Origin of the sequence: Methylobacterium sp. J-092, assembly GCF_022829325.1 — a bacterium.
Taxonomy (GTDB): Bacteria; Pseudomonadota; Alphaproteobacteria; order Rhizobiales; family Beijerinckiaceae; genus Methylobacterium.
Map to the genome: position 1 here is coordinate 1 of NZ_JAKSXU010000032.1, position 18,320 is coordinate 18,320.

Genomic DNA, 18,320 nt, shown 5'->3' on the forward strand with positions numbered 1-18,320 from the left:
ACACGCCTCTCACACCGCCTAGGACGCTGGTGCCGGACGCCAGTACGCCCTGACGACCTACCCCTTCCTGAACTTCTTCCGCTCCTCTGCGGTGACTCTGAAGGTCGAAGGCCTGTACGTGAACCTCGACAAGGGGGGCCGCAACAACGGCCCCTTCGCCTCCAACTCGACCGGCACCCTGACGCTAACCTCGCCGGGCGTGACCGTCGTGCAGAGCGGCCTGAAACGCAACAACAGCACCGAGTTCGCTGTCGTGCGCGCCGGCCTGAACTACAAGTTCGGCTCGTACTAGGACCTGCCGGATCCGCCGCGGCTCGCCCAGAGCCGCGGTTCGACCCGACCCGAGAAGCCCGGCCGAAAGGCCGGGCTTTTTTCGTCGTCGGATCGCGGGCATGAAAAAGCCCGGCCTCGCGGCCGGGCTCCGATCGGACCGCCGTGCCGGGCCGCTCAGATGTCGAGGTCGGTCTTCTCGGCGAAGGCGGCTCGCTCGGAAATGAAGGTGAAGCGGGCTTCCGGCTTGTTGCCCATCAGGCGCTCGACCGCGTCGCCGGTCGATTCGCGCGCCTCGTCGAGGACGGCGACGCGCATCAGGATGCGCTTCTTCGGGTCCATCGTCGTCTCCTTCAGCTGCGCCGGCATCATCTCGCCCAGCCCCTTGAAGCGGCTGATCTCGACCTTGCCGTTCTTGAACACCGTCTTGATCAGCTGCTCCTTATGCGAGTCGTCGCGGGCGTAGGCCGTCTTGGTGCCCTGCTGCAGCCGGTAGAGCGGCGGCATCGCGAGGTAGAGGTGGCCCTTGTCGATGAGCTTCGGCATCTGCCGGTAAAAGAAGGTGATCAGCAGCGAGGCGATGTGGGCGCCGTCGACGTCGGCGTCCGTCATGATGATCACCTTATCGTAGCGCAGCTCCTCGTCGCGGTACTGACCGCCCGTGCCGCAGCCGAGCGCCAGGGTCAGGTCGCCGATGAGCTGGTTCGCACCGAGCTTGTCGCGGCTGGCCGAGGCAACGTTCAGGATCTTGCCGCGCAGCGGCAGGATCGCCTGCGTGGCCCGGTCGCGCGCCTGCTTGGCCGAGCCGCCGGCCGAGTCGCCCTCGACGATGAAGATCTCCGAGCCCGCGGTGCCGGCGGCCGAGCAATCGGCGAGCTTGCCGGGGAGCCGCAGCTTGCGCGTCGCGGTCTTGCGCGCAACCTCCTTCTCCTGGCGTCGGCGCAGGCGCTCCTCGGCCCGGTCGATCACCCAGTCTAGCACCTTGTTGGCCTGGGCCGGCGACGCGGCGAGCCAATGGTCAAAGGCGTCGCGGATCGCGGTCTCGACGATGCGCGACGCCTCGACGGTGGCGAGCTTGTCCTTGGTCTGGCCCTGGAACTCCGGCTCGCGGATGAAGACCGACAGCATGGAGGCGCAGGTCGCCATCACGTCGTCGGTGGTCACCGCCGTCATGCGCTTGGCCTGGTTCACCCGCTCGGCGTGCTCGCGCAGCGCCCGCAGCAGCGCGACGCGCAGGCCAGATTCGTGGGTGCCGCCCTCGGGCGTCGGGATGGTGTTGCAGTACGAGGCGGAGACGCCGTCGTCGTGGACCATCCAGGCCACGGCCCATTCGAGCGAGCCGTGCGAGCCGGGCTTTGTAATCTTGCCGGAGAAAATCGCGTCGGTGACGAGCTCCTTGCCCTCGATGTCGCGGGCGAGGTAGTCGCGCAGGCCGCCGGGGAAGCGGTGCACCGCCTCGGCCGGGATGTCGGTGCCCTCGATCAGCGCCGGCGCACACCGCCACCGGATCTCGACGCCGCCGAACAGGTAGGCCTTCGAGCGCGCCATCTTGAACAGGCGGCGCGGGTCGAACGCCAGCGAGCCGAAGATCTGCGAGTCGGGATGGAAGCGGATGCGCGTGCCGCGCCGGTTCTGCACCCGCCCGACGGTTTCCAACCCGCCCTGCGCATGACCGCGCGAAAAACTCTGGCGGTAGAGCGTCTGGTTGCGCGCGACCTCGACCTCCAGGAGGTCGGACAGCGCGTTCACCACCGAGATGCCGACGCCGTGCAGGCCGCCGCTGGTCTCGTAGACCTTCGAGTCGAACTTCCCGCCCGCATGCAGCGTCGTCATGATGACTTCGAGCGCGGACTTGCCGGGAAACTTCGGGTGCGGGTCGATCGGGATGCCGCGGCCGTTATCGGTGACGACGAGCGCGCCCGTCTCCTCCAGCTCGACCTCGATGAAGCTGGCGTGGCCCGCCACCGCCTCGTCCATCGAATTGTCGATCACCTCCGAGAACAGGTGGTGCAGCGCCCGCTCATCGGTGCCGCCAATATACATGCCGGGCCGGCGCCGCACCGGCTCCAGCCCTTCCAGCACCTCGATGTCGGATGCGGTGTAGCCGGCCTCCGGACCGGCGAGCGGCTCGAGCGCCGCCATCGGCGCCGTCGGCTTGCGCCGGCGCTCGGACGAGGGCAGGGGCGCGGCGGGCGAGGGATCCGTGGCCGAAGGCTTGGCCGGCGAAGAATGGGCTAGCGAAGAATGGGCAGCGGCCTTCGCGCCCGGCCCGAACAGGTCGATGGGGGCGTCGCTCAACCGACGGGCTCCAGGCTTCGGGTCACGTCTCGCATGGGCTTTCATCCGCTCACGATACCGGAACAAAACGGAAACATCAAAGGCGATCGCAGGCCGAATCCGCTATGCAGCTTCGCATGTGCAGCGCGAACCCTCCAAACGCTGCGATGCAACCGTCATCGGGGTGATGCGCAGATCCGGTTAAGATCGCCTCACGCTGCAATTTCGCGCGGAACCGGCGGCATGATCATGCATTATATCACAAGATCTTTGCCGTAACGAGGGCTGGGACGCCGACGATGACGACTGCTTCGATCGAAGCCCGAACCCTGATCCTCGCCCGCCTCGAGCGCGCCGCCGGGCAAGCCTTCGGATGCGAGCAGGACGCTGCGCCCGTCTCTCGCGCGGCCTTCGTCAATCCGACGACGATCGCCCTGGCGACCTTCGCGACGGCCTTCGCCGCGACGATCAGCTACCTCGTCTGAGACCCGCGACGCGCCTGACGCGGACCGCCGGCAAGCCGCGCCGCCGGCGGTTCAGCCGCTGGCCTTCTTGCTCGCGGCCGGCTTCGCAGCGGCCTTGCCCGCAGCGGCCTTCGGCGTGGCGGGCTTCTTCGCGGCGGGTTTGGCGGAGGTTTTGGAACCGGTCTTCACCGTCCCGACCTCGCCGTCCTTGGCCGCCTTTGCCGGCTTGCGCGCCGTGGCCTTCGCACCCCGCGCCGGCGCGGCCTTGCGGCCGCGGCTCGGCTTGCCCCCGCCGGCCGCGCGCTTGGCGTTGACGAGGTCGATGCCCTCGGCGAGCGTCAGCGCCTCGGCGGCCATCGATTTCGGCAGGGTCGCGTTGACCTCGCCGTCGGTGACGTAGGCGCCGTACTTGCCGGCCTTCACCACCAGCTCGCGACCCGTCGCCTCGTCCTTGCCGATCGGGCGGCCGGGATCCGAGGACGGGCGGCCGCGGCCGCCGCCCTGTTCCTTGGCGACGATCAGGTCGATCGCCCGGTTGGCGCCGACCTCGAGCACGTCGTCGTCCTTGCCCAGGTTCGCGTAGGTCTTGCCGTGCTGGACGTAGGGCCCGAACCGGCCGAGATTGGCCAGGATCGGCTCGCCGGTCTCCGGGTGACGGGCGACCTCGCGCGGCAGCGACAGCAGCCGCAGCGCCTTCTCCAGGTCGACCATCGACGGCGTCACGCCCTTCGGCAGCGACGAGCGCTTAGGCTTGGCCGCGTCCTTCTCGGTCGAGGCCTCGCCGAGCTGGACGAACGGGCCGAACCGTCCGTCGCGGATCGTCACCGGCAATCCGCTCACCGGATCGTTGCCGAGCACCCGCGTGCCGGGCGGGCTGCCGTCCGGCGATGAGCCGTCGCCCTCGCCCTCAATGCCCGCGGCCGAGAGCTGCCGGGTGAACTTGCATTCCGGGTAGTTCGAGCAGCCGACGAAGGAGCCGAACTTGCCGAGCTTCAGCGAGAGCTGGCCCGAGCCGCAGGTCGGGCAGGTGCGCGGGTTCGAGCCGTCGGCCTTCTCGGGGAAGATGTGGTCGCCGAGAAGCGTGTTCAGCGCCTCCAGCACCTCGGTGACGCGCAGCTCCTTGGTGCCGCCGACGGCGGCCGAGAAGTCGCGCCAGAAGTCGCGCAGCACGTCGCGCCAATCGATCTCGGCGTTCGAGACCCGGTCGAGCTGGCCTTCGAGGTCCGCGGTGAAGTCGTACTCGACGTAGCGCTTGAAGAAGCTCTCGAGGAAGCCGGTCACGAGCCGGCCCTTGTCCTCGGGCTGCAGGCGCTTCTTCTCGATCTTGACGTATTCGCGGTCGCGCAGGGTCTGGAGCACCGCGGCGTAGGTCGAGGGCCGGCCGATGCCGAGCTCCTCCATGCGCTTGACGAGGCTGGCCTCGGAGAAGCGCGGCGGTGGCTCGGTGAAGTGCTGGGTCGAGGCGATGCGCTCGCGCTTCAGCGCCTCGCCGGCCGTCATCGGCGGCAGGCGCTTGCCGTCCTCGTCCTCCTCGTCGTCCTTGCCCTCCTGGTAGAGGGTGAGGAAGCCGTCGAACTTCACGACCTGACCGGTGGCGCGCAGGTCGATCCGGCGCGGGCCGACGCTGGCGGTCACGTCGACCGTGGTGCGCTCCAGCTCGGCCGACTCCATCTGGCTGGCGACGGTCCGCGTCCAGATCAGGTCGTAGAGCTTGGCCTGCTCGGGATCGAGCATCCGCGCGACCTGCTTCGGCAGCCGGCCCATGTCGGTCGGGCGCACGGCCTCGTGGGCCTCCTGCGCGTTCTTGGCCTTGGCGCTGTAGCGGCGCGGCACGCCCGGGACGTACTTGTCGCCGAACTCGCGGCCGATGACCCGGCGCGCGTCGGCGATGGCCTCGGGCGCCATGTCGACGCCGTCGGTCCGCATGTAGGTGATCAGGCCCACCGTCTCGCCGCCGATGTCGACACCCTCGTAGAGCTTCTGGGCGACGCGCATGGTCTGCGCCGGCGCCATCCCGAGCTTTCGCGACGCCTCCTGCTGCAGCGTCGACGTCGTGAAGGGCGGCTGCGGATGGCGCTTGGCGGGCTTCGCCTCGACCGAGGCCACCTGGAACGTCGCGAGCTCGAGGTCGCGCTTGAACGCGGCCGCATCCTCGCCATTGCCGACGTCGAGGCGCTGGATGCGCTTGCCGTCGGCCCCGACGAGGCGAGCCTCGAACACGCCGCCGTCGGCGGTCGAGAGGGTCGCGACCAGCGACCAGTACTCGCGCGGCTTGAAGCGCTCGATCTCGACCTCGCGCTCGCAGACGAGCCGCAAGGCCACCGACTGCACGCGGCCGGCCGAGCGGGCGCCGGGGAGCTTGCGCCACAGCACCGGCGACAGGTTGAAGCCGACGAGGTAGTCGAGCGCCCGGCGCGCCAGGTAGGCGTCGACCAGCGCCTGATCGATCTGGCGCGGCTGCCGCATCGCCGTCTCGACCGACGCCTTGGTGATCGCGTTGAAGGTGACGCGCTCGACCGGGATGCCCTTCAGCACCTTGCGGGCGGTCAGCGCCTCCAGCACGTGCCAGGAGATCGCCTCGCCCTCGCGATCCGGGTCGGTCGCCAGGATCAGCTTGTCCGCGCCCTTCACGGCGCGGGCGATCTCGGACACCTGCTTCGAGCCGCGGGCGTCGAGCTCCCAGATCATGTTGAAATCGGCTTCGGGATCGACCGACCCGTCCTTGGCCGGAAGGTCGCGGATGTGCCCGAACGAGGCGATGACTTCATAGTCGCGGCCAAGATACTTGTTGATGGTCTTGGCTTTGGCCGGCGACTCGACGACGACGACTTTCATGGACGAAACAGCCTCTCGTCAAAGCCCGAGCAGCGGCAGGAACGCACCAATTGTTGGGTTTCGCGCCGCGGCCGGGCCGGACCTGCGCGGGGCATGAAGTGGTTCATGCCCCGCGGGTTGTCAAATGGGGGGCTGTTCGGGGCGCCTGCCGCGAGGCGCGTACGGGTGGGCATTCTCCCCCCCTTTGCGGGGGAGGGGGCCGGTCTCAGATGCCGGCGTACCATTCGTAGCCGCGGTCCTCCCAGTAGCCGCCCTGGCCGTCGCCGATCCTGGCCAGCGATTCGACTACCTCGATCCGCATCACGTACTTGGCCTGCTTGTAGCCGAGCTGCCGCTCGAGCCGCAGGCGCAGGGGCGCGCCGTTCGAGACCGGGAGCGGCTTTCCGTTGAGGTCGTAGGCGAGGATCGTCTGCGGGTGGAAGGCGTCGGTGAGGTCGATGCTCTCGTAGTAGCGGATCGGCGTGCGCGTCTCCTCGGGCTCCTCGGCCGGGGCACCGCCCCAGGCGTCGGCATCGTTGCCCGCGGCCGCCACCTGGACGTGGCGCACCGCGCTCGGGTTCTCCGGCTGCAGGAACGCGCCGTCTTTGCCGCCTTCGAGGCCGCCGCCGGCATATTCGAGCGTGTCGGCGCAGTGGAACACGACGTAGCGCGCCTGCGGCTTCAGCCCGGCGCGGTTCAGCACCTCAGCCAGCGGCACGCCGGACCATTTTCCGATGCAGCTCCAGCCCTCGACGCAATCGTGCCGGGTCGTCTGCGTCCGCGACGGCAGCGCGCGGAGGTCGGCGAGGCCGAAGCTCTGCGGTCGCTCGACGAGGCCCCCGACCTCGAGCTTGAAGGTCGAGAAGTTCGAGGCCGCAAGCGCCTTGTAGGCCTTGTCCGGCGGGTCGATCGTGCCGTTCGGCTTGAACACCGCCGAGATCTCGGAATCCGGGAATTCCTTCGCCAGCGAGGCGTTCGAGAGCAACAGGCGCTGCACGAACAGGTTGGCGTCCTCGCCGGCCTTCAGCGTCCGCGGGCCGTAGGCGGACCCGGCGAAGCGGTCGCAGCCGGCGAGCATCGCGGTGCCGCCGAGCGCGGCGACGGTGGTGAGGAAGCGGCGGCGGTCGAGGTTGCTCATCGCGGGGTCGCTCCGTCCTTCTCGATCGCGAACCAGCCGGTGACCATGCCGCGCATGTTGTTCCAGAAGCCCGAGACCAGCACCAGCACCACGTGCACGATCACGAACAGCACCAGGAGGTTGGCCACGATGAAGTGGATCGTGCGCGCCGACTGCCGGCCGCCGAACACGTCGACCAGCCAGGGCCAGGCGGCATCCATGCCCGGCGACATCGCGAGGCCGGCCAGCACCATCACCGGCAGAAGGCCGGCGATCACGGCGAGGTACGTCAGCTTCTGCAGCACGTTGTAGCGCTTGGCCTCCTCGCCCTTGGGGAAGTGCAGCGTGAGATGCTCGCGCACCGAGCCGCCGAAGTCGCGGATCTGGTCGCCGTCCGGGATCACCCGCCGGCGAAGCTGCCCCGACACCAGCCCGTAGAGCAGGTAGATCGCCCCGTTGATCACCAGCGCCCAGGCGAACAGGAAGTGCCAGCGCCGCGCGGTGGCGAGATCCTGCCCCGAGGGGATCGTGCTCCACGACGGGAAGGCCCGGTCGGTCATCTGGCCCTGGTCCTTCGAGAGCCCGAGCACGCCGGTGGTGTCGAAGGTGCGGCCGCCGATCGTCACGATGCCGCGGGCGTTGCCCTTGGCGTCGGTGTCGCTGGTGATCGCCAGCGCCGGGGTGTCGAAGGTCGACTTCGCGCCCCAGTACAGGGCCGGATGCGCGTTGAAGATCTGCAGCCCGCTCATCAGCAGGATCAGCAGGGAGGCGGCGTTGAGCCAGTGCGCGACGCGGATCACCAGCGGATGCCGGTAGATCGCCTCGCGGCGGGGCGTCGCGGTGCCGGAGGGAATCGCCGGGGAAGCTGCCAAGGGAGTGTCACCTGATTGTCCGAGTGGCGACCACTTCGCCGCCTCGTCTCGGCTGGTTACGTATCGCCGCCGCCGAAAGTTGCCAGCCCGGTACCGCGCCGCGCGCTTGCCGTCGCATCGGGCGCGACCTATCACGCGAGGCGATGAGCCAGCCGACGCACCCGAACTATCCCCACCGGCATCTCCTCGGGATAGAGGGCCTGTCGCGCCCCGACATCGAGGGGCTGCTCGACCGGGCGGACGCGGCGGTGGCGATCTCCCGTCAGGTTGAGAAGAAGCGCGCGACGCTGCGCGGTCGCACCCAGATCAACCTGTTCTTCGAGCCCTCGACCCGCACGCAATCCTCGTTCGAGCTCGCCGGCAAGCGCCTCGGCGCCGACGTGATGAACATGTCGGTGGCCTCGTCCTCGGTGAAGAAGGGCGAGACGCTGATCGACACCGCGGCGACGCTGAACGCCATGCGGCCCGACATCATCGTGGTGCGCCACCATTCGGCCGGCGCCGTGCACCTGCTCGCGCGGAAGGTCGACTGCTCGGTGGTCAATGCCGGCGACGGCGCCCACGAGCACCCGACGCAGGCGCTGCTCGACGCGCTGACCATCCGCCGCAACAAGGGGCGGATCGAGGGGCTTCGCGTCGCGATCTGCGGCGACGTGCTGCACAGCCGCGTCGCGCGCTCGAACCTGATCCTGCTGCAGGCGCTGGGTGCGCGCGTCCGCGTGATCGCCCCGTCGTCGCTCCTGCCCGCCGGCATCGAGCGCTTCGGCGTCGAGGTCTTCACCGACATGCGCAAGGGCCTCGACGGCTGCGACATCGTGATGATGCTGCGCCTGCAGCGCGAGCGCATGAACGGCTCGTTCGTGCCCTCGGTGAAGGAGTATTTCCGCTATTTCGGCCTCGACGCCGACAAGCTCGCGCTCGCCGCTCCCGACGCCCTGGTGATGCATCCCGGCCCGATGAACCGCGGCGTCGAGATCGCCTCCGACATCGCCGACGGGGCGCAGTCGCTGATTCGCGAGCAGGTCGAGATGGGCGTCGCCGTGCGCATGGCGGTGATGGAAGCGCTGGCCTCGCATCTGCCGAACGCGTGATGGCCATGACCGAACAAGCTCAGATCCTCACCAACGCCACCCTCCTCGACCCGGCCGACGGCCGCGAAGGGCCGGGCCATGTCCTGATCCGCGACGGCCGCATCGCCGACATCGCCTGGGGCGCGGCGCCCGGCCTGCCGGAGGGCGCGCGGACGATCGACTGCGCCGGCCACGTGCTGGCGCCGGGCCTGATCGACATGCGCGCCTTCGTCGGCGAGCCCGGCGCCGAGCACCGCGAGACCCTGGCGAGCGCCAGCGCCGCGGCGGCAGCCGGCGGGGTCACGACGCTGGTCTGCATGCCGGACACCAATCCGGTGATCGACGGGCCGGCGATCGTCGACTTCGTGCTGCGCCGCGCCCGCGACACGGCCTGCGTCAACGTCCTGCCGGCGGCGGCGATCACCAAGGGGCTTGCCGGCCACGAGATGACCGAGTTCGGCCTGCTCCAGGAAGCCGGCGCCGTCGCCTTCACCGACGGGCTCCGCGCCGTCACGCACGCGCAGGTGATGCGGCGGGCGATGACCTACGCCCGCGACTTCGGCGCGCTACTGATGCAGCACGTCGAGGAGCCCGACCTCGTCGGCGAGGGCGTGATGAACGAGGGCGAGCTGGCCTCGCGGCTCGGGCTGATGGGCATCCCGCGCGAGGCCGAGACGATGATGCTGGAGCGCGACCTCCGCCTCGTCCGCCTCACCGGCGCGCGCTACCACGCGGCGATGATCTCCTGCGCCGACTCGGTCAAGATCGTGCGCCGGGCCAAGCACGACGGATTGCCGGTGACCTGCGGCGCCTCGATCAACAACCTCGTCCTGAACGAGGGCGACATCGGGCACTACCGCACCTTCTGCAAGCTTTCGCCGCCCTTGCGCGGCGAGGCCGACCGGCAGGCGCTGGCGGCGGCGCTGAACGAGGGCGTGATCGACGTCGTCGTCTCCGATCACAACCCGCAGGACGTCGAGACCAAGCGCCTGCCCTTCGCCGAGGCTGCCGACGGCGCGCTCGGGATCGAGACCCTGCTCGGCGCCGCGCTCCGCCTCGTGCGCGCCGGCGACGTCACGCTCGCGCGCCTGCTCGCGGCGCTGTCGGCGAATCCGGGGCGCATCCTCGGGCGCGAATCCGGTCGGCTCGCGGTCGGCGCCCCGGCCGACCTTGTGCTGATCGATCCGGACGTGCCCTACGTGCTCGACAAGCGGACCCTGAAGTCGCGCTCGAAGAACTCGCCGTTCGACGAGGCGCGGATGCAGGGCGCCGCGGTGCTGACGCTCGTCGGCGGCCGGATCGTCCACCGCTCGGCCGACCTCGCGGCGGCCGCATGAGCGCGCTGTCGGACATCGCCTGGCCGGTCGTCCTCGGCTGCCTGGCGCTCGGCTACGCCCTCGGCTCGATCCCGTTCGGGCTCGTCTTCACGCGGCTTGCCGGCCTCGGCGACGTGCGGGCGATCGGGTCGGGCAACATCGGCGCGACCAACGTGCTCCGCACCGGCCGCAAGGGGCTCGCCGCCGCGACGCTGCTCGGCGATGCCCTGAAAGGCACCGCGGCGGTGCTGATCGCGCAGCGGTTCGGCCAAGGCACCAGCGACGGGACCGGCGCGTGGCCGGCGCTCGCGGCCGGGCTCGGCGCTTTTCTCGGGCATCTCTTCCCGGTCTGGCTCAGGTTCAGGGGCGGCAAGGGCGTCGCGACCTTCCTCGGGGTGCTGCTCGCCCTAAGCCCGCCGGCGCTGCTCGCCTTCGCGGCGATCTGGCTCGGCCTCGCCTTCGCCCTGCGCTACTCGTCGCTCGCGGCGCTCGCAGCCTCGGCCGCGACCCCTATCATTCTGTGGGCCTTGAACGATCCGGCGCGCGCGGGCCTCTTCCTCGTCCTCGGCCTGCTGTTATGGTGGAAGCACGCGCCCAACATCCGCCGGCTGGTCGACGGCACCGAGGGACGGATCGGTCAGAAGGGCTGAGACCCCTTCGGGGGAAGGCCCGTGCAGCTCACCGACGCACAAAGGCTCGACTGGCTCCGCCTGATCCGAACCGAAGGGGTCGGGCCGCGCACGTTCCGCAGCCTGATCAGCCGCTTCGGCGGCGCGGCCGGCGCCCTCGCGGCCCTGCCGGACCTGACCGCGCGCCGGGGACGGCGCCTCGTGCCGCCGGCGCGCGCCGAGGCCGAGGCGGAAATCGCGGCAGCGTGCCGCCTCGGTGCCCGCATCGTCGCGATGGGCGAGGCGGGCTACCCGAAGATCCTTCAGGCGGCCGATTCCGCGCCGCCCCTCGTCGCGGTGCGCGGATCCGCCGACGCGCTTTCAAGGCCGGCGGCGGCGATCGTCGGCTCGCGCAACGCCTCAGCCGCCGGGCTCGCCTTCACCGAGCGGCTGGCGCGCGGTCTCGGCGAAGCGGGGCTCGTCGTCGTCTCCGGCCTGGCCCGCGGGATCGACGCCCGCGCGCACAAGGCGTCCGCCGCGACCGGCACCGTCGCGGTGCTCGCGGGCGGCCACGACAAGATCTATCCGGCCAACCATGCCGGCATCGTCGAGGCGATCCTGGAGGCGGGCGGGGCGGTGATCGCCGAGATGCCGATGGGCTGGGTGCCGCGCGGGCGCGACTTCCCGAGGCGCAACCGCATCATTTCGGGGCTGGCCTACGGCACCGTGGTGGTCGAGGCGGCACGCCGTTCGGGCTCGCTGATCACCGCGCGCTTCGCCCTCGAGCAGGGTCGCGAGGTCTTCGCGGTGCCGGGCTCTCCGCTCGACCCGCGGGCGGAGGGCACCAACGACCTGATCCGCCAGGGGGCGACGCTCGTCGCCGAGGTCGAGCACGTCCTCGCCGCCATCGCACCGCTGATCGAACGCGGCAACGACCCCGACCGGGTGCCGGCGCTCCCGCGACCGGACCTCGCCGACCAGCCGGACTTCTGGGACGAGATCGACCTCGATGACGGCGCCGCGCCGATGCCGGCTGCGCCGTTCGAGGCGCCGGAACCGGCAGAGCCGGTGAGCGACCGGGAGACGCTCGTCGCCGCGCTCAGCCCGACGCCGGTCGGCACCGACGAGCTTGCGCGTGCCACCGGGCTCTCCGTGCGCCGCGTCCAGACCACGCTGCTTGAGCTCGAGCTCGACGGGCGGATCGAGCGGCACGGCAGCGGGATGGTGTCGCTGATCGGCTGAGCCGCAGCCGGCGAGACGCGCGCAAGCGCTCAGAACGGGTCGTCGTCCTCGGACTCGACCAGCCCCCGCATCCGGTCGAGGCAGCCCTGCAGGATGTAGGCGGCGGCGAGCTTGTCGACGAGCGCGCCGCGCTTGGCCCGCGAGGTGTCGGCCGCGATCAGCGCACGCGTGACGACGGCGGTCGAAAGGCGCTCGTCGTAGAACAGGACCGGCAGGTCGAGGAGCGGCTTGAGGTTGCGCACGAACGAGCGCGTCGATTGCACCCGCACGCCCTCGCTGCCGTCCATGTTGAGCGGCAGCCCGATCACCAGCCCGCCGACCGCGTGCTGCTCGCAGAGGAAGCGCAGCCGCGCGACGTCGGGCGTGAACTTCACCCGCTTGATCGTCTCCAGGGGCGACGCGATCTGGCGGCCGAGATCCGACAGGGCGAGCCCGATCGTCTTGGTGCCGAGATCGATGCCGATCAGCCGGGGGCCGCCGCGCGAGGCCTCGGCGAAGGCGCGTAACGTGTCCTCGTCCATCGTATCCCGTTCCGCTCGCGCCCTATGCCGGCTCGCCGGGCGGGCTCGCCTCGCCGGCCCGCGCCATCACCGCCGCCTCGATGCCCTCGAAGGTCGAGGCCAGCGGCGGGGTGCCGTCGCCGAGCACGTCGAGGATCGTCAGGCCCTGCGTGCGCCGGAAGAACGCGTCGAGGCTGTCGCCGCCGAAGCGGACGGTTTCGAGATCCGCGGCCATCACCCAGATCGGGTACTCGCCCGCGCCGGCGACGTCCCAGAACAGGAAGCTGCCGTCCTCGCCTTCGCCGAAGAAGCAGGCGCGTGCGAGCCGCGACAGGTCGTTGTCCTCGATCGCGAACCGGTGCGGCGCGTCGGCGGCCGAGAGCGCCGCGATCGCCGCGTTGATGCTGTCGGCGATGATCTCCGCCCGCGTCACCAGGTCGGCCGCCGGGTAGGGCAGGGGCGTGGCGATCCGGAAATGGCCGTTGGCGAGGCCGGCGCCGCAGTCACGGCAGAAGCTGCGATACGATTCGGGCAGCGCGAAGCCGAGCTCGGCCTCCGCCCGCGCGATCTCGGCGTCGCTCGAGCGTGCGCCCGGATGAAGCCGCTCGAACACCGTGTTCCACATCGCGCTCACGCTCCATCCACAGCCGTTAACCGCGTCGCGAGTTTGCCGTGGCCGACAACGCAGCGCTTCCCTCATAACGATGGTTAAGGTTTCGTTAAGCCCGCAGCGGAGGCAATCGTGCGCGCCATCGGTTCTCTCGTCCCCCACGCGTCCCCTCCTCGCCGCCCGCTGCCGCGGCGGCACAAGGTGATGCTGCTCGTCGCCTTCGAGGTCCTGGTGCTCGGCTTCACCCTGGCCGCGTGCTTCCCGATCCGCCCGGCCGGCATCGTGGTCGAGACGACGGTGACGCCGAACCACGTCGTCACCTGACGCCCCGGCGCGTTGCGGCGTCGCGAAGCCCGGTGCTATAGCGCCCGGACCGTCGAGGGACCGGGCCGACGCGGCGCATCTCCGCCGCGGCGCGCCGGGTCCTTCGGGACGAACAGCCGAGACGAACAGGCAGCATGTCGGTCGACGAGAAGACAGTCCGGCGCATCGCGCATCTGGCCCGCATCGCGGTCGCCGAAGACGAGGTCGCGCCGCTGCAGGGCGAGCTGAACGCCATCCTCGCCTTCGTCGAGCAGCTCGGCGCGGTCGACGTGACCGGCGTCGAGGCGATGACCTCGGTGACGCCGATGGCGATGAAGAAGCGCATGGACGTGGTCACCGACGGCGGCCGCGCGGTCGACGTCGTCGCCAACGCGCCCGAGACGGAGGACCACTACTTCCTGGTCCCGAAAGTCGTCGAGTAGGCGGCCCTTCCGCGAAGGACGCCTGCCGCGCCCGCCGGCCCCGCCCGACGGAACGCCCCCGACCCGCATCGCGGCCGAACGGCCGAGGACGAACAGCGTGACAGACCTCAACGAACTCAGCCTCGCCGAGGCGCGCGACGGCCTGAAGGCCAAGACCTTCTCCGCCCGCGAGATCGCGCAGGCGCACATCGCGGCGCTGGAGAAGGCGCGGGTCCTCAACGCCTACCTGCTGGAGACGCCCGACCGCGCCCTGACGATGGCGGACGCCTCCGACGCGAGGATCGCCAAGGGCGAGGCCGGCCCGCTCGAAGGGCTGCCGCTCGGCATCAAGGACCTGTTCTGCACCGAGGGCGTCGTCACGACCGCGGGCTCCAGGATCCTCGAGACCTTCGAGCCGCACTACGAATCCGCCGTCTCGGCCAACCTCTGGCGCGACGGCGCGGTGATGCTGGGCAAGCTCAACCTCGACGAGTTCGCGATGGGCTCCTCGAACGAGACCAGCGCCTACGGCGACGTGATCTCGCCGTGGCGCCGGCAGGAAATGGGCGTCCTCTCCGACGCCAAGATCGTCCCGGGCGGCTCGTCGGGCGGCTCGGCGGCGGCGGTCGCCGCGCATCTCTGCCTCGGCGCCACCGCGACCGACACCGGCGGCTCGATCCGGCAGCCGGCCGCCTTCACCGGCACCGTCGGCATCAAGCCGACCTACGGCCGCGTCTCGCGCTGGGGCACGGTGGCCTTCGCCTCCTCTCTCGACCAGGCCGGCCCGATCGCGCGCACGGTGCGCGACTGCGCGATCCTGCTCGGCTCGATGGCTGGCCCCGACGCGCGCGACACCACCTGCGTCGATCTCCCGGTGCCGGATTTCGAGGCCGCGGTCTCGCGCGGGGTGAAGGGCCTGACTATCGGCATCCCGAAGGAGTATCGGGTCGAGGGCATGCCCGCCGAGATCCAGAAGCTCTGGGACGACGGCGCCGCCTGGCTGAAGGATGCCGGCGCGACGATCCGCGAGATCTCGCTGCCCCACACCAAGCTGGCGCTGCCGGCCTACTACATCGTCGCGCCGGCCGAGGCCTCCTCGAACCTCGCCCGCTACGACGGCGTGCGCTACGGCCTGCGGGTGCCCGGCAAGGACATCGCCGCGATGTACGAGAACACCCGCGCGGCGGGGTTCGGCCGCGAGGTCAAGCGCCGGATCATGATCGGCACCTACGTGCTCTCGGCCGGCTACTACGACGCCTACTACGTCCGCGCCCAGAAGATCCGCACGCTGATCAAGCGCGACTTCGAGGAGGCCTACGCGGCCGGTGTCGACGCGATCCTGACGCCGGCGACGCCGTCCGCCGCCTTCGGCATCGGCGAGAAGGCCTCGGCCGACCCGGTCGAGATGTACCTCAACGACGTCTTCACCGTGACGGTGAACATGGCCGGTCTTCCCGGCATCGCGGTGCCGGCCGGCCTCGACGGCCAGGGCCTGCCGCTCGGGCTCCAGCTCATCGGCCGCCCCTTCGACGAGGAGACCCTGTTCGCCACCGCCGAGGTGATCGAGCGCGCCGCCGGACGCACGGTCCTGCCGAAGGCCTGGTGGTGACGGTCCCCTACTATCCCTGGACGGTCTGGATCTGGGCCGGGTTCGACCCGGTCCTGATCGCGGTCTGCCTCTATCTCGGCTGGTCGGCCGATCAGTTCGGCAAGCTGTTCGTCGCGGTCATCGCCGGCTTCGTCGCCGCGGTGCTGTTCTCCTGGGCGGTCACCGCGATCGGCATCCCGTGGCCGGCGCCGGTCAGCCACGACGGGCCGACCTTCTTCCCGGTGCGGGTGGGCGCGGCCATCCTGTGGTCGATCCTCGGCTTCACAGCCCGGCGGATCCTGCGGCCGCACGCGCCTTGACCGGTCCCCGCACCGCCACGACACTCCGCGGCGCCCCGGCGCCCCGTTGCATGAAAGTCCGAGCATGACGGCTCCCGTGAACCCGAAGAAGCTCATCAAGGGCGCCGAGCACGACTGGGAGGTGGTGATCGGCATGGAGATCCATGCCCAGGTCACCAGCCGCTCGAAGCTGTTCTCCGGCGCCTCCACCGAGTTCGGGGCCGAGCCGAACGACCACGTCTCGCTGGTCGATGCGGCGATGCCCGGCATGCTGCCGGTGATCAACGAGGAATGCGTGGCCCAGGCGGTGCGCACCGGCCTCGGCCTGAAGGCGCGGATCAACCACCGCTCGGTGTTCGACCGGAAGAACTACTTCTACCCGGACCTGCCGCAGGGCTACCAGATCTCGCAGTACAAGGACCCGATCGTCGGCGAGGGCGAGGTCGTCGTCGACCTGCTCGACGGCGAGTCGATCACCGTCGGGATCGAGCGGCTGCACCTCGAGCAGGATGCCGGCAAGTCGCTGCACGACCAGAACCCGACCCAGAGCTTCGTCGACCTCAACCGGTCCGGCGTCGCGCTGATGGAGATCGTCTCGCGGCCGGATCTGCGCTCCTCCGAGGAGGCCCGCGCCTACGTGACCAAGCTGCGCACCATCCTGCGCTACCTCGGCACCTGCGACGGCGACATGGAGAAGGGCAGCTTGCGCGCCGACGTGAACGTCTCGGTGCGCCGTCCCGGCCAGCCGCTCGGCACCCGCTGCGAGATCAAGAACGTCAACTCGATCCGCTTCATCGGCCAGGCGATCGAGTCGGAGGCGCGGCGCCAGATCGCGATCATCGAGGATGGCGGCACGATCTCCCAGGAGACCCGCCTGTACGACCCGGCCAAGGGCGAGACCCGCTCGATGCGCTCCAAGGAAGAGGCGCACGACTACCGGTACTTCCCCGATCCGGACCTGCTGCCGCTCGAGTTCGACCAGGCTTACGTCGACGCCCTCGCCGAGGGCCTGCCCGAGCTGCCGGACGCCAAGAAGGCGCGCTTCGTCGCCGATTTCGGGCTCAGCGCCTACGACGCCAACGTGCTCGTGGCCGAGCGGGCGTCGGCCGACTACTACGAGGCGGTGGCGCGCGGGCGCGACGGCAAGGCGGCCGCGAACTGGGTGATCAACGAGCTGTTCGGCCGCCTCAACAAGGAAGGCCTCGGCATCGACGCGACGCCGGTCTCCGCCGACCAGCTCGGCCGGATCATCGACCTGATCGGCGAGGGCGTCATCTCGGGCAAGATCGCCAAGGACCTGTTCGAGATCGTCTGGACGGAAGGCGGAGACCCGCGCGCGGTCGTCGAGGCCCGCGGCATGAAGCAGGTCACCGATACCGGCGCGATCGAGGCGGCGGTCGACGACATCATCGCCAAGAATCCCGACAAGGTTCAGCAGGCGAAGGAGAAGCCGACGCTGCTCGGCTGGTTCGTCGGCCAGACCATGAAGGCCACCGGCGGCAAGGCGAACCCGGCGGCGGTCAACGCCCTGCTCAAGAGCAAGCTCGGGATCGAGTAGAATCTCAGAACCGGGCGGAAGCGGCCGAGCCGGGGCATTTCGCGCATTCGAAGGCGAGCCGTGCCGGCCGCTTCTGCGCCCCTGAGGCCGCTTCCGTCCGTCGTCCGTCTGATGCCGCTGGACCTCGGGCCGAACGGGTCACGAAGTCGTCGTGGCGGCGTCGCGCTGCGGTGGAGTCATGCTCGTCTCCTCCTGCCTGCTCCGGCGGAAGGCTCACCCCACCGGTCGGCCTCGGCTTCGCCATCGGCGAAGCACGGAGATAGACTGATCCCGACAGACCACGACGTCAAGCGTGCATTTCGGCTGCTCTTTCCAGTCTTCGCATGTGCGAATAGTCGATCGCACCGCAAAAGATTGCCTGGATGATGAAGGGCGATCTCTCGATGCGTCGCGACATCGATCGGGTCGGCGTCGCAAGCTCTGCGAGATCCTTGGGATCGACCGGTCCTACGGCCCGGCGCTCATGTTGTTCTCGACCATGTGGGGCACGGCGCGATCGAACGATTCGTCGGTGTTGCCGCGCAGGTCGACGCTGCAGGCCTGCTTCGGCGCGTCGTCGGCGACCGGCTTCACGTAGACATCGAGGTCGAGGATCAGGTTCGAGACCTTCTGGACCTCGCCGGTGATCGCGGTGTCGGCCCCGAGCCTTTTCGCGACGGTGACGGCGCAGCCGTTGCAGGGACGCAGGTCCGCGCTCCTGGCGACCTCCTCGCGGACCGGCTCGGCCGAGACCACCGTGAACAGGCCCTTGTTCTGCAGAAGGTCGCGAAACTCGGTGCCGATGCGCTTCAGGCGCCCCGTCTCGGCCGCGTCGGGGGCGACGGGCGACAGGTTCGCGAACTGGACGTCGAACATCGCCGCCTTGGCAGGCGCGGCCCGGGCGCCGGTCGCGGCCAGCGCCAGCCCGGCGACGGTGATCAGGGCGTGCAGGGGGCGGCGTGTCATGGCGTTCCTCGCGAGCCCGCGCATCCGGGCGCGCCGGTACAGGGA

17 protein-coding genes and 1 pseudogene are annotated in these 18,320 nt (G+C 70.3%); 11 read left to right on the forward strand and 7 right to left on the reverse strand.

What is annotated here, in order from left to right; all coding sequences use genetic code 11:
- Positions 1–25 precede the first annotated feature (25 nt).
- Positions 26–292: pseudogene (locus MKK60_RS00810) on the forward strand (porin family protein); the annotation flags it as partial.
- A gap of 155 nt (positions 293–447) precedes the next feature.
- Here MKK60_RS00810 and parE read toward each other — a convergent pair.
- Positions 448–2,568: a DNA topoisomerase IV subunit B gene (gene parE, locus MKK60_RS00815; protein WP_243983515.1), complete on the reverse strand. Its 2,121-nt coding sequence runs from the start codon at positions 2,566–2,568 to the stop codon at positions 448–450.
- Positions 2,569–2,846: 278 nt separating this feature from the next.
- On the opposite strand from parE, the gene MKK60_RS00820 reads away from it, so the two are divergent.
- Positions 2,847–3,032 carry a hypothetical protein gene (locus tag MKK60_RS00820; protein WP_147843597.1) on the forward strand — a complete coding sequence of 62 codons (186 nt, stop codon included), beginning with the start codon at positions 2,847–2,849 and terminating at the stop codon, positions 3,030–3,032.
- A gap of 51 nt (positions 3,033–3,083) precedes the next feature.
- On the opposite strand, the gene topA is transcribed toward MKK60_RS00820, so the two are convergent.
- The 3 genes from topA to MKK60_RS00835 form a co-directional block, all read right to left on the reverse strand.
- Positions 3,084–5,846: a type I DNA topoisomerase gene (gene topA, locus MKK60_RS00825; protein WP_243983516.1), complete on the reverse strand. Its 2,763-nt coding sequence runs from the start codon at positions 5,844–5,846 to the stop codon at positions 3,084–3,086.
- 205 nt (positions 5,847–6,051) lie between these two features.
- Positions 6,052–6,963, reverse strand: a complete 912-nt coding sequence (locus tag MKK60_RS00830) for a molybdopterin-binding protein (protein WP_147727858.1) — start codon at positions 6,961–6,963, stop codon at positions 6,052–6,054.
- Entirely contained in the window at positions 6,960–7,814 is an 855-nt protein-coding gene (locus MKK60_RS00835) for a cytochrome b/b6 domain-containing protein (protein WP_243983517.1), read from the reverse strand. Before MKK60_RS00835 ends, MKK60_RS00830 begins: the two co-directional genes overlap by 4 nt.
- A 143-nt stretch (positions 7,815–7,957) precedes the next feature.
- On the opposite strand from MKK60_RS00835, the gene MKK60_RS00840 reads away from it, so the two are divergent.
- Genes MKK60_RS00840 through dprA form a run of 4 tightly spaced genes read left to right on the forward strand, consistent with a single transcriptional unit; the run spans position 7,958 to position 12,050 of the window.
- Positions 7,958–8,905: an aspartate carbamoyltransferase catalytic subunit gene (locus tag MKK60_RS00840; RefSeq protein WP_147727857.1), complete on the forward strand. Its 948-nt coding sequence runs from the start codon at positions 7,958–7,960 to the stop codon at positions 8,903–8,905.
- Positions 8,906–8,910: 5 nt separating this feature from the next.
- Positions 8,911–10,221: a dihydroorotase gene (locus MKK60_RS00845; protein WP_243983537.1), complete on the forward strand. Its 1,311-nt coding sequence runs from the start codon at positions 8,911–8,913 to the stop codon at positions 10,219–10,221.
- Positions 10,218–10,850, forward strand: coding sequence for a glycerol-3-phosphate 1-O-acyltransferase PlsY (gene plsY / locus MKK60_RS00850; RefSeq protein ID WP_243983518.1), 633 nt, complete (start codon positions 10,218–10,220; stop codon positions 10,848–10,850). Before MKK60_RS00845 ends, plsY begins: the two co-directional genes overlap by 4 nt.
- Before the next feature lie 21 nt (positions 10,851–10,871).
- The gene (dprA, locus tag MKK60_RS00855; RefSeq protein ID WP_243983519.1) at positions 10,872–12,050 is read left to right on the forward strand and encodes a DNA-processing protein DprA; all 1,179 of its coding nucleotides are present in this window, start codon (positions 10,872–10,874) and stop codon (positions 12,048–12,050) included.
- A 29-nt stretch (positions 12,051–12,079) separates the two neighbouring features.
- Here the strand turns inward: dprA and ruvX are convergent, their stop codons facing one another.
- The gene (gene ruvX, locus MKK60_RS00860) at positions 12,080–12,571 is read right to left on the reverse strand and encodes a Holliday junction resolvase RuvX (RefSeq protein ID WP_147727677.1); all 492 of its coding nucleotides are present in this window, start codon (positions 12,569–12,571) and stop codon (positions 12,080–12,082) included.
- Between the two features lie 22 nt (positions 12,572–12,593).
- On the reverse strand, positions 12,594–13,175 hold the full coding sequence (locus MKK60_RS00865) for an SMI1/KNR4 family protein (RefSeq protein WP_147727684.1): 582 nt from the start codon (positions 13,173–13,175) through the stop codon (positions 12,594–12,596).
- Positions 13,176–13,292: 117 nt separating this feature from the next.
- Here MKK60_RS00865 and MKK60_RS00870 point away from each other — a divergent pair, with 117 nt between their 5' ends.
- The 5 genes from MKK60_RS00870 to gatB all read left to right on the forward strand — a co-directional run bounded on the left by MKK60_RS00870 (position 13,293) and on the right by gatB (position 17,330).
- The gene (locus MKK60_RS00870) at positions 13,293–13,484 is read left to right on the forward strand and encodes a hypothetical protein (protein ID WP_243983520.1); all 192 of its coding nucleotides are present in this window, start codon (positions 13,293–13,295) and stop codon (positions 13,482–13,484) included.
- Positions 13,485–13,618: 134 nt separating this feature from the next.
- Positions 13,619–13,906 (forward strand): Asp-tRNA(Asn)/Glu-tRNA(Gln) amidotransferase subunit GatC, encoded by a 288-nt coding sequence (gene gatC / locus MKK60_RS00875; RefSeq protein ID WP_243939033.1) that lies wholly within the window; start codon positions 13,619–13,621, stop codon positions 13,904–13,906.
- A 97-nt stretch (positions 13,907–14,003) separates the two neighbouring features.
- Positions 14,004–15,494 (forward strand): Asp-tRNA(Asn)/Glu-tRNA(Gln) amidotransferase subunit GatA, encoded by a 1,491-nt coding sequence (gene gatA / locus MKK60_RS00880; protein WP_243983521.1) that lies wholly within the window; start codon positions 14,004–14,006, stop codon positions 15,492–15,494.
- On the forward strand, positions 15,491–15,793 hold the full coding sequence (locus MKK60_RS00885) for a hypothetical protein (protein WP_147727685.1): 303 nt from the start codon (positions 15,491–15,493) through the stop codon (positions 15,791–15,793). The genes gatA and MKK60_RS00885 overlap by 4 nt, the downstream gene beginning before the upstream one ends.
- 64 nt (positions 15,794–15,857) lie before the next feature.
- A complete protein-coding gene (gene gatB / locus MKK60_RS00890) occupies positions 15,858–17,330 on the forward strand; it encodes an Asp-tRNA(Asn)/Glu-tRNA(Gln) amidotransferase subunit GatB (RefSeq protein WP_147841655.1) in 1,473 nt (490 codons plus the stop codon).
- 447 nt (positions 17,331–17,777) lie between these two features.
- Here the strand turns inward: gatB and MKK60_RS00895 are convergent, their stop codons facing one another.
- The gene (locus MKK60_RS00895; protein ID WP_243983522.1) at positions 17,778–18,275 is read right to left on the reverse strand and encodes a DUF3280 domain-containing protein; all 498 of its coding nucleotides are present in this window, start codon (positions 18,273–18,275) and stop codon (positions 17,778–17,780) included.
- Positions 18,276–18,320: the final 45 nt, after the last annotated feature.

What these genes read in the sequence shown, in the direction of transcription:
- MKK60_RS00830 (WP_147727858.1), bottom strand. Translation starts at nt 6,963, where the DNA reads ATGAGCAACCTCGACCGCCGCCGCTTCCTCACCACCGTCGCCGCGCTC.
- MKK60_RS00865 (WP_147727684.1), bottom strand. Translation starts at nt 13,175, where the DNA reads ATGTGGAACACGGTGTTCGAGCGGCTTCATCCGGGCGCACGCTCGAGC.
- MKK60_RS00840 (WP_147727857.1), top strand. Translation starts at nt 7,958, where the DNA reads ATGAGCCAGCCGACGCACCCGAACTATCCCCACCGGCATCTCCTCGGG.
- gatC (WP_243939033.1), top strand. Translation starts at nt 13,619, where the DNA reads ATGTCGGTCGACGAGAAGACAGTCCGGCGCATCGCGCATCTGGCCCGC.
- gatB (WP_147841655.1), top strand. Translation starts at nt 15,858, where the DNA reads ATGACGGCTCCCGTGAACCCGAAGAAGCTCATCAAGGGCGCCGAGCAC.
- topA (WP_243983516.1), bottom strand. Translation starts at nt 5,846, where the DNA reads ATGAAAGTCGTCGTCGTCGAGTCGCCGGCCAAAGCCAAGACCATCAAC.
- MKK60_RS00820 (WP_147843597.1), top strand. Translation starts at nt 2,847, where the DNA reads ATGACGACTGCTTCGATCGAAGCCCGAACCCTGATCCTCGCCCGCCTC.
- MKK60_RS00895 (WP_243983522.1), bottom strand. Translation starts at nt 18,275, where the DNA reads ATGACACGCCGCCCCCTGCACGCCCTGATCACCGTCGCCGGGCTGGCG.
- MKK60_RS00845 (WP_243983537.1), top strand. Translation starts at nt 8,911, where the DNA reads ATGACCGAACAAGCTCAGATCCTCACCAACGCCACCCTCCTCGACCCG.
- ruvX (WP_147727677.1), bottom strand. Translation starts at nt 12,571, where the DNA reads ATGGACGAGGACACGTTACGCGCCTTCGCCGAGGCCTCGCGCGGCGGC.
- plsY (WP_243983518.1), top strand. Translation starts at nt 10,218, where the DNA reads ATGAGCGCGCTGTCGGACATCGCCTGGCCGGTCGTCCTCGGCTGCCTG.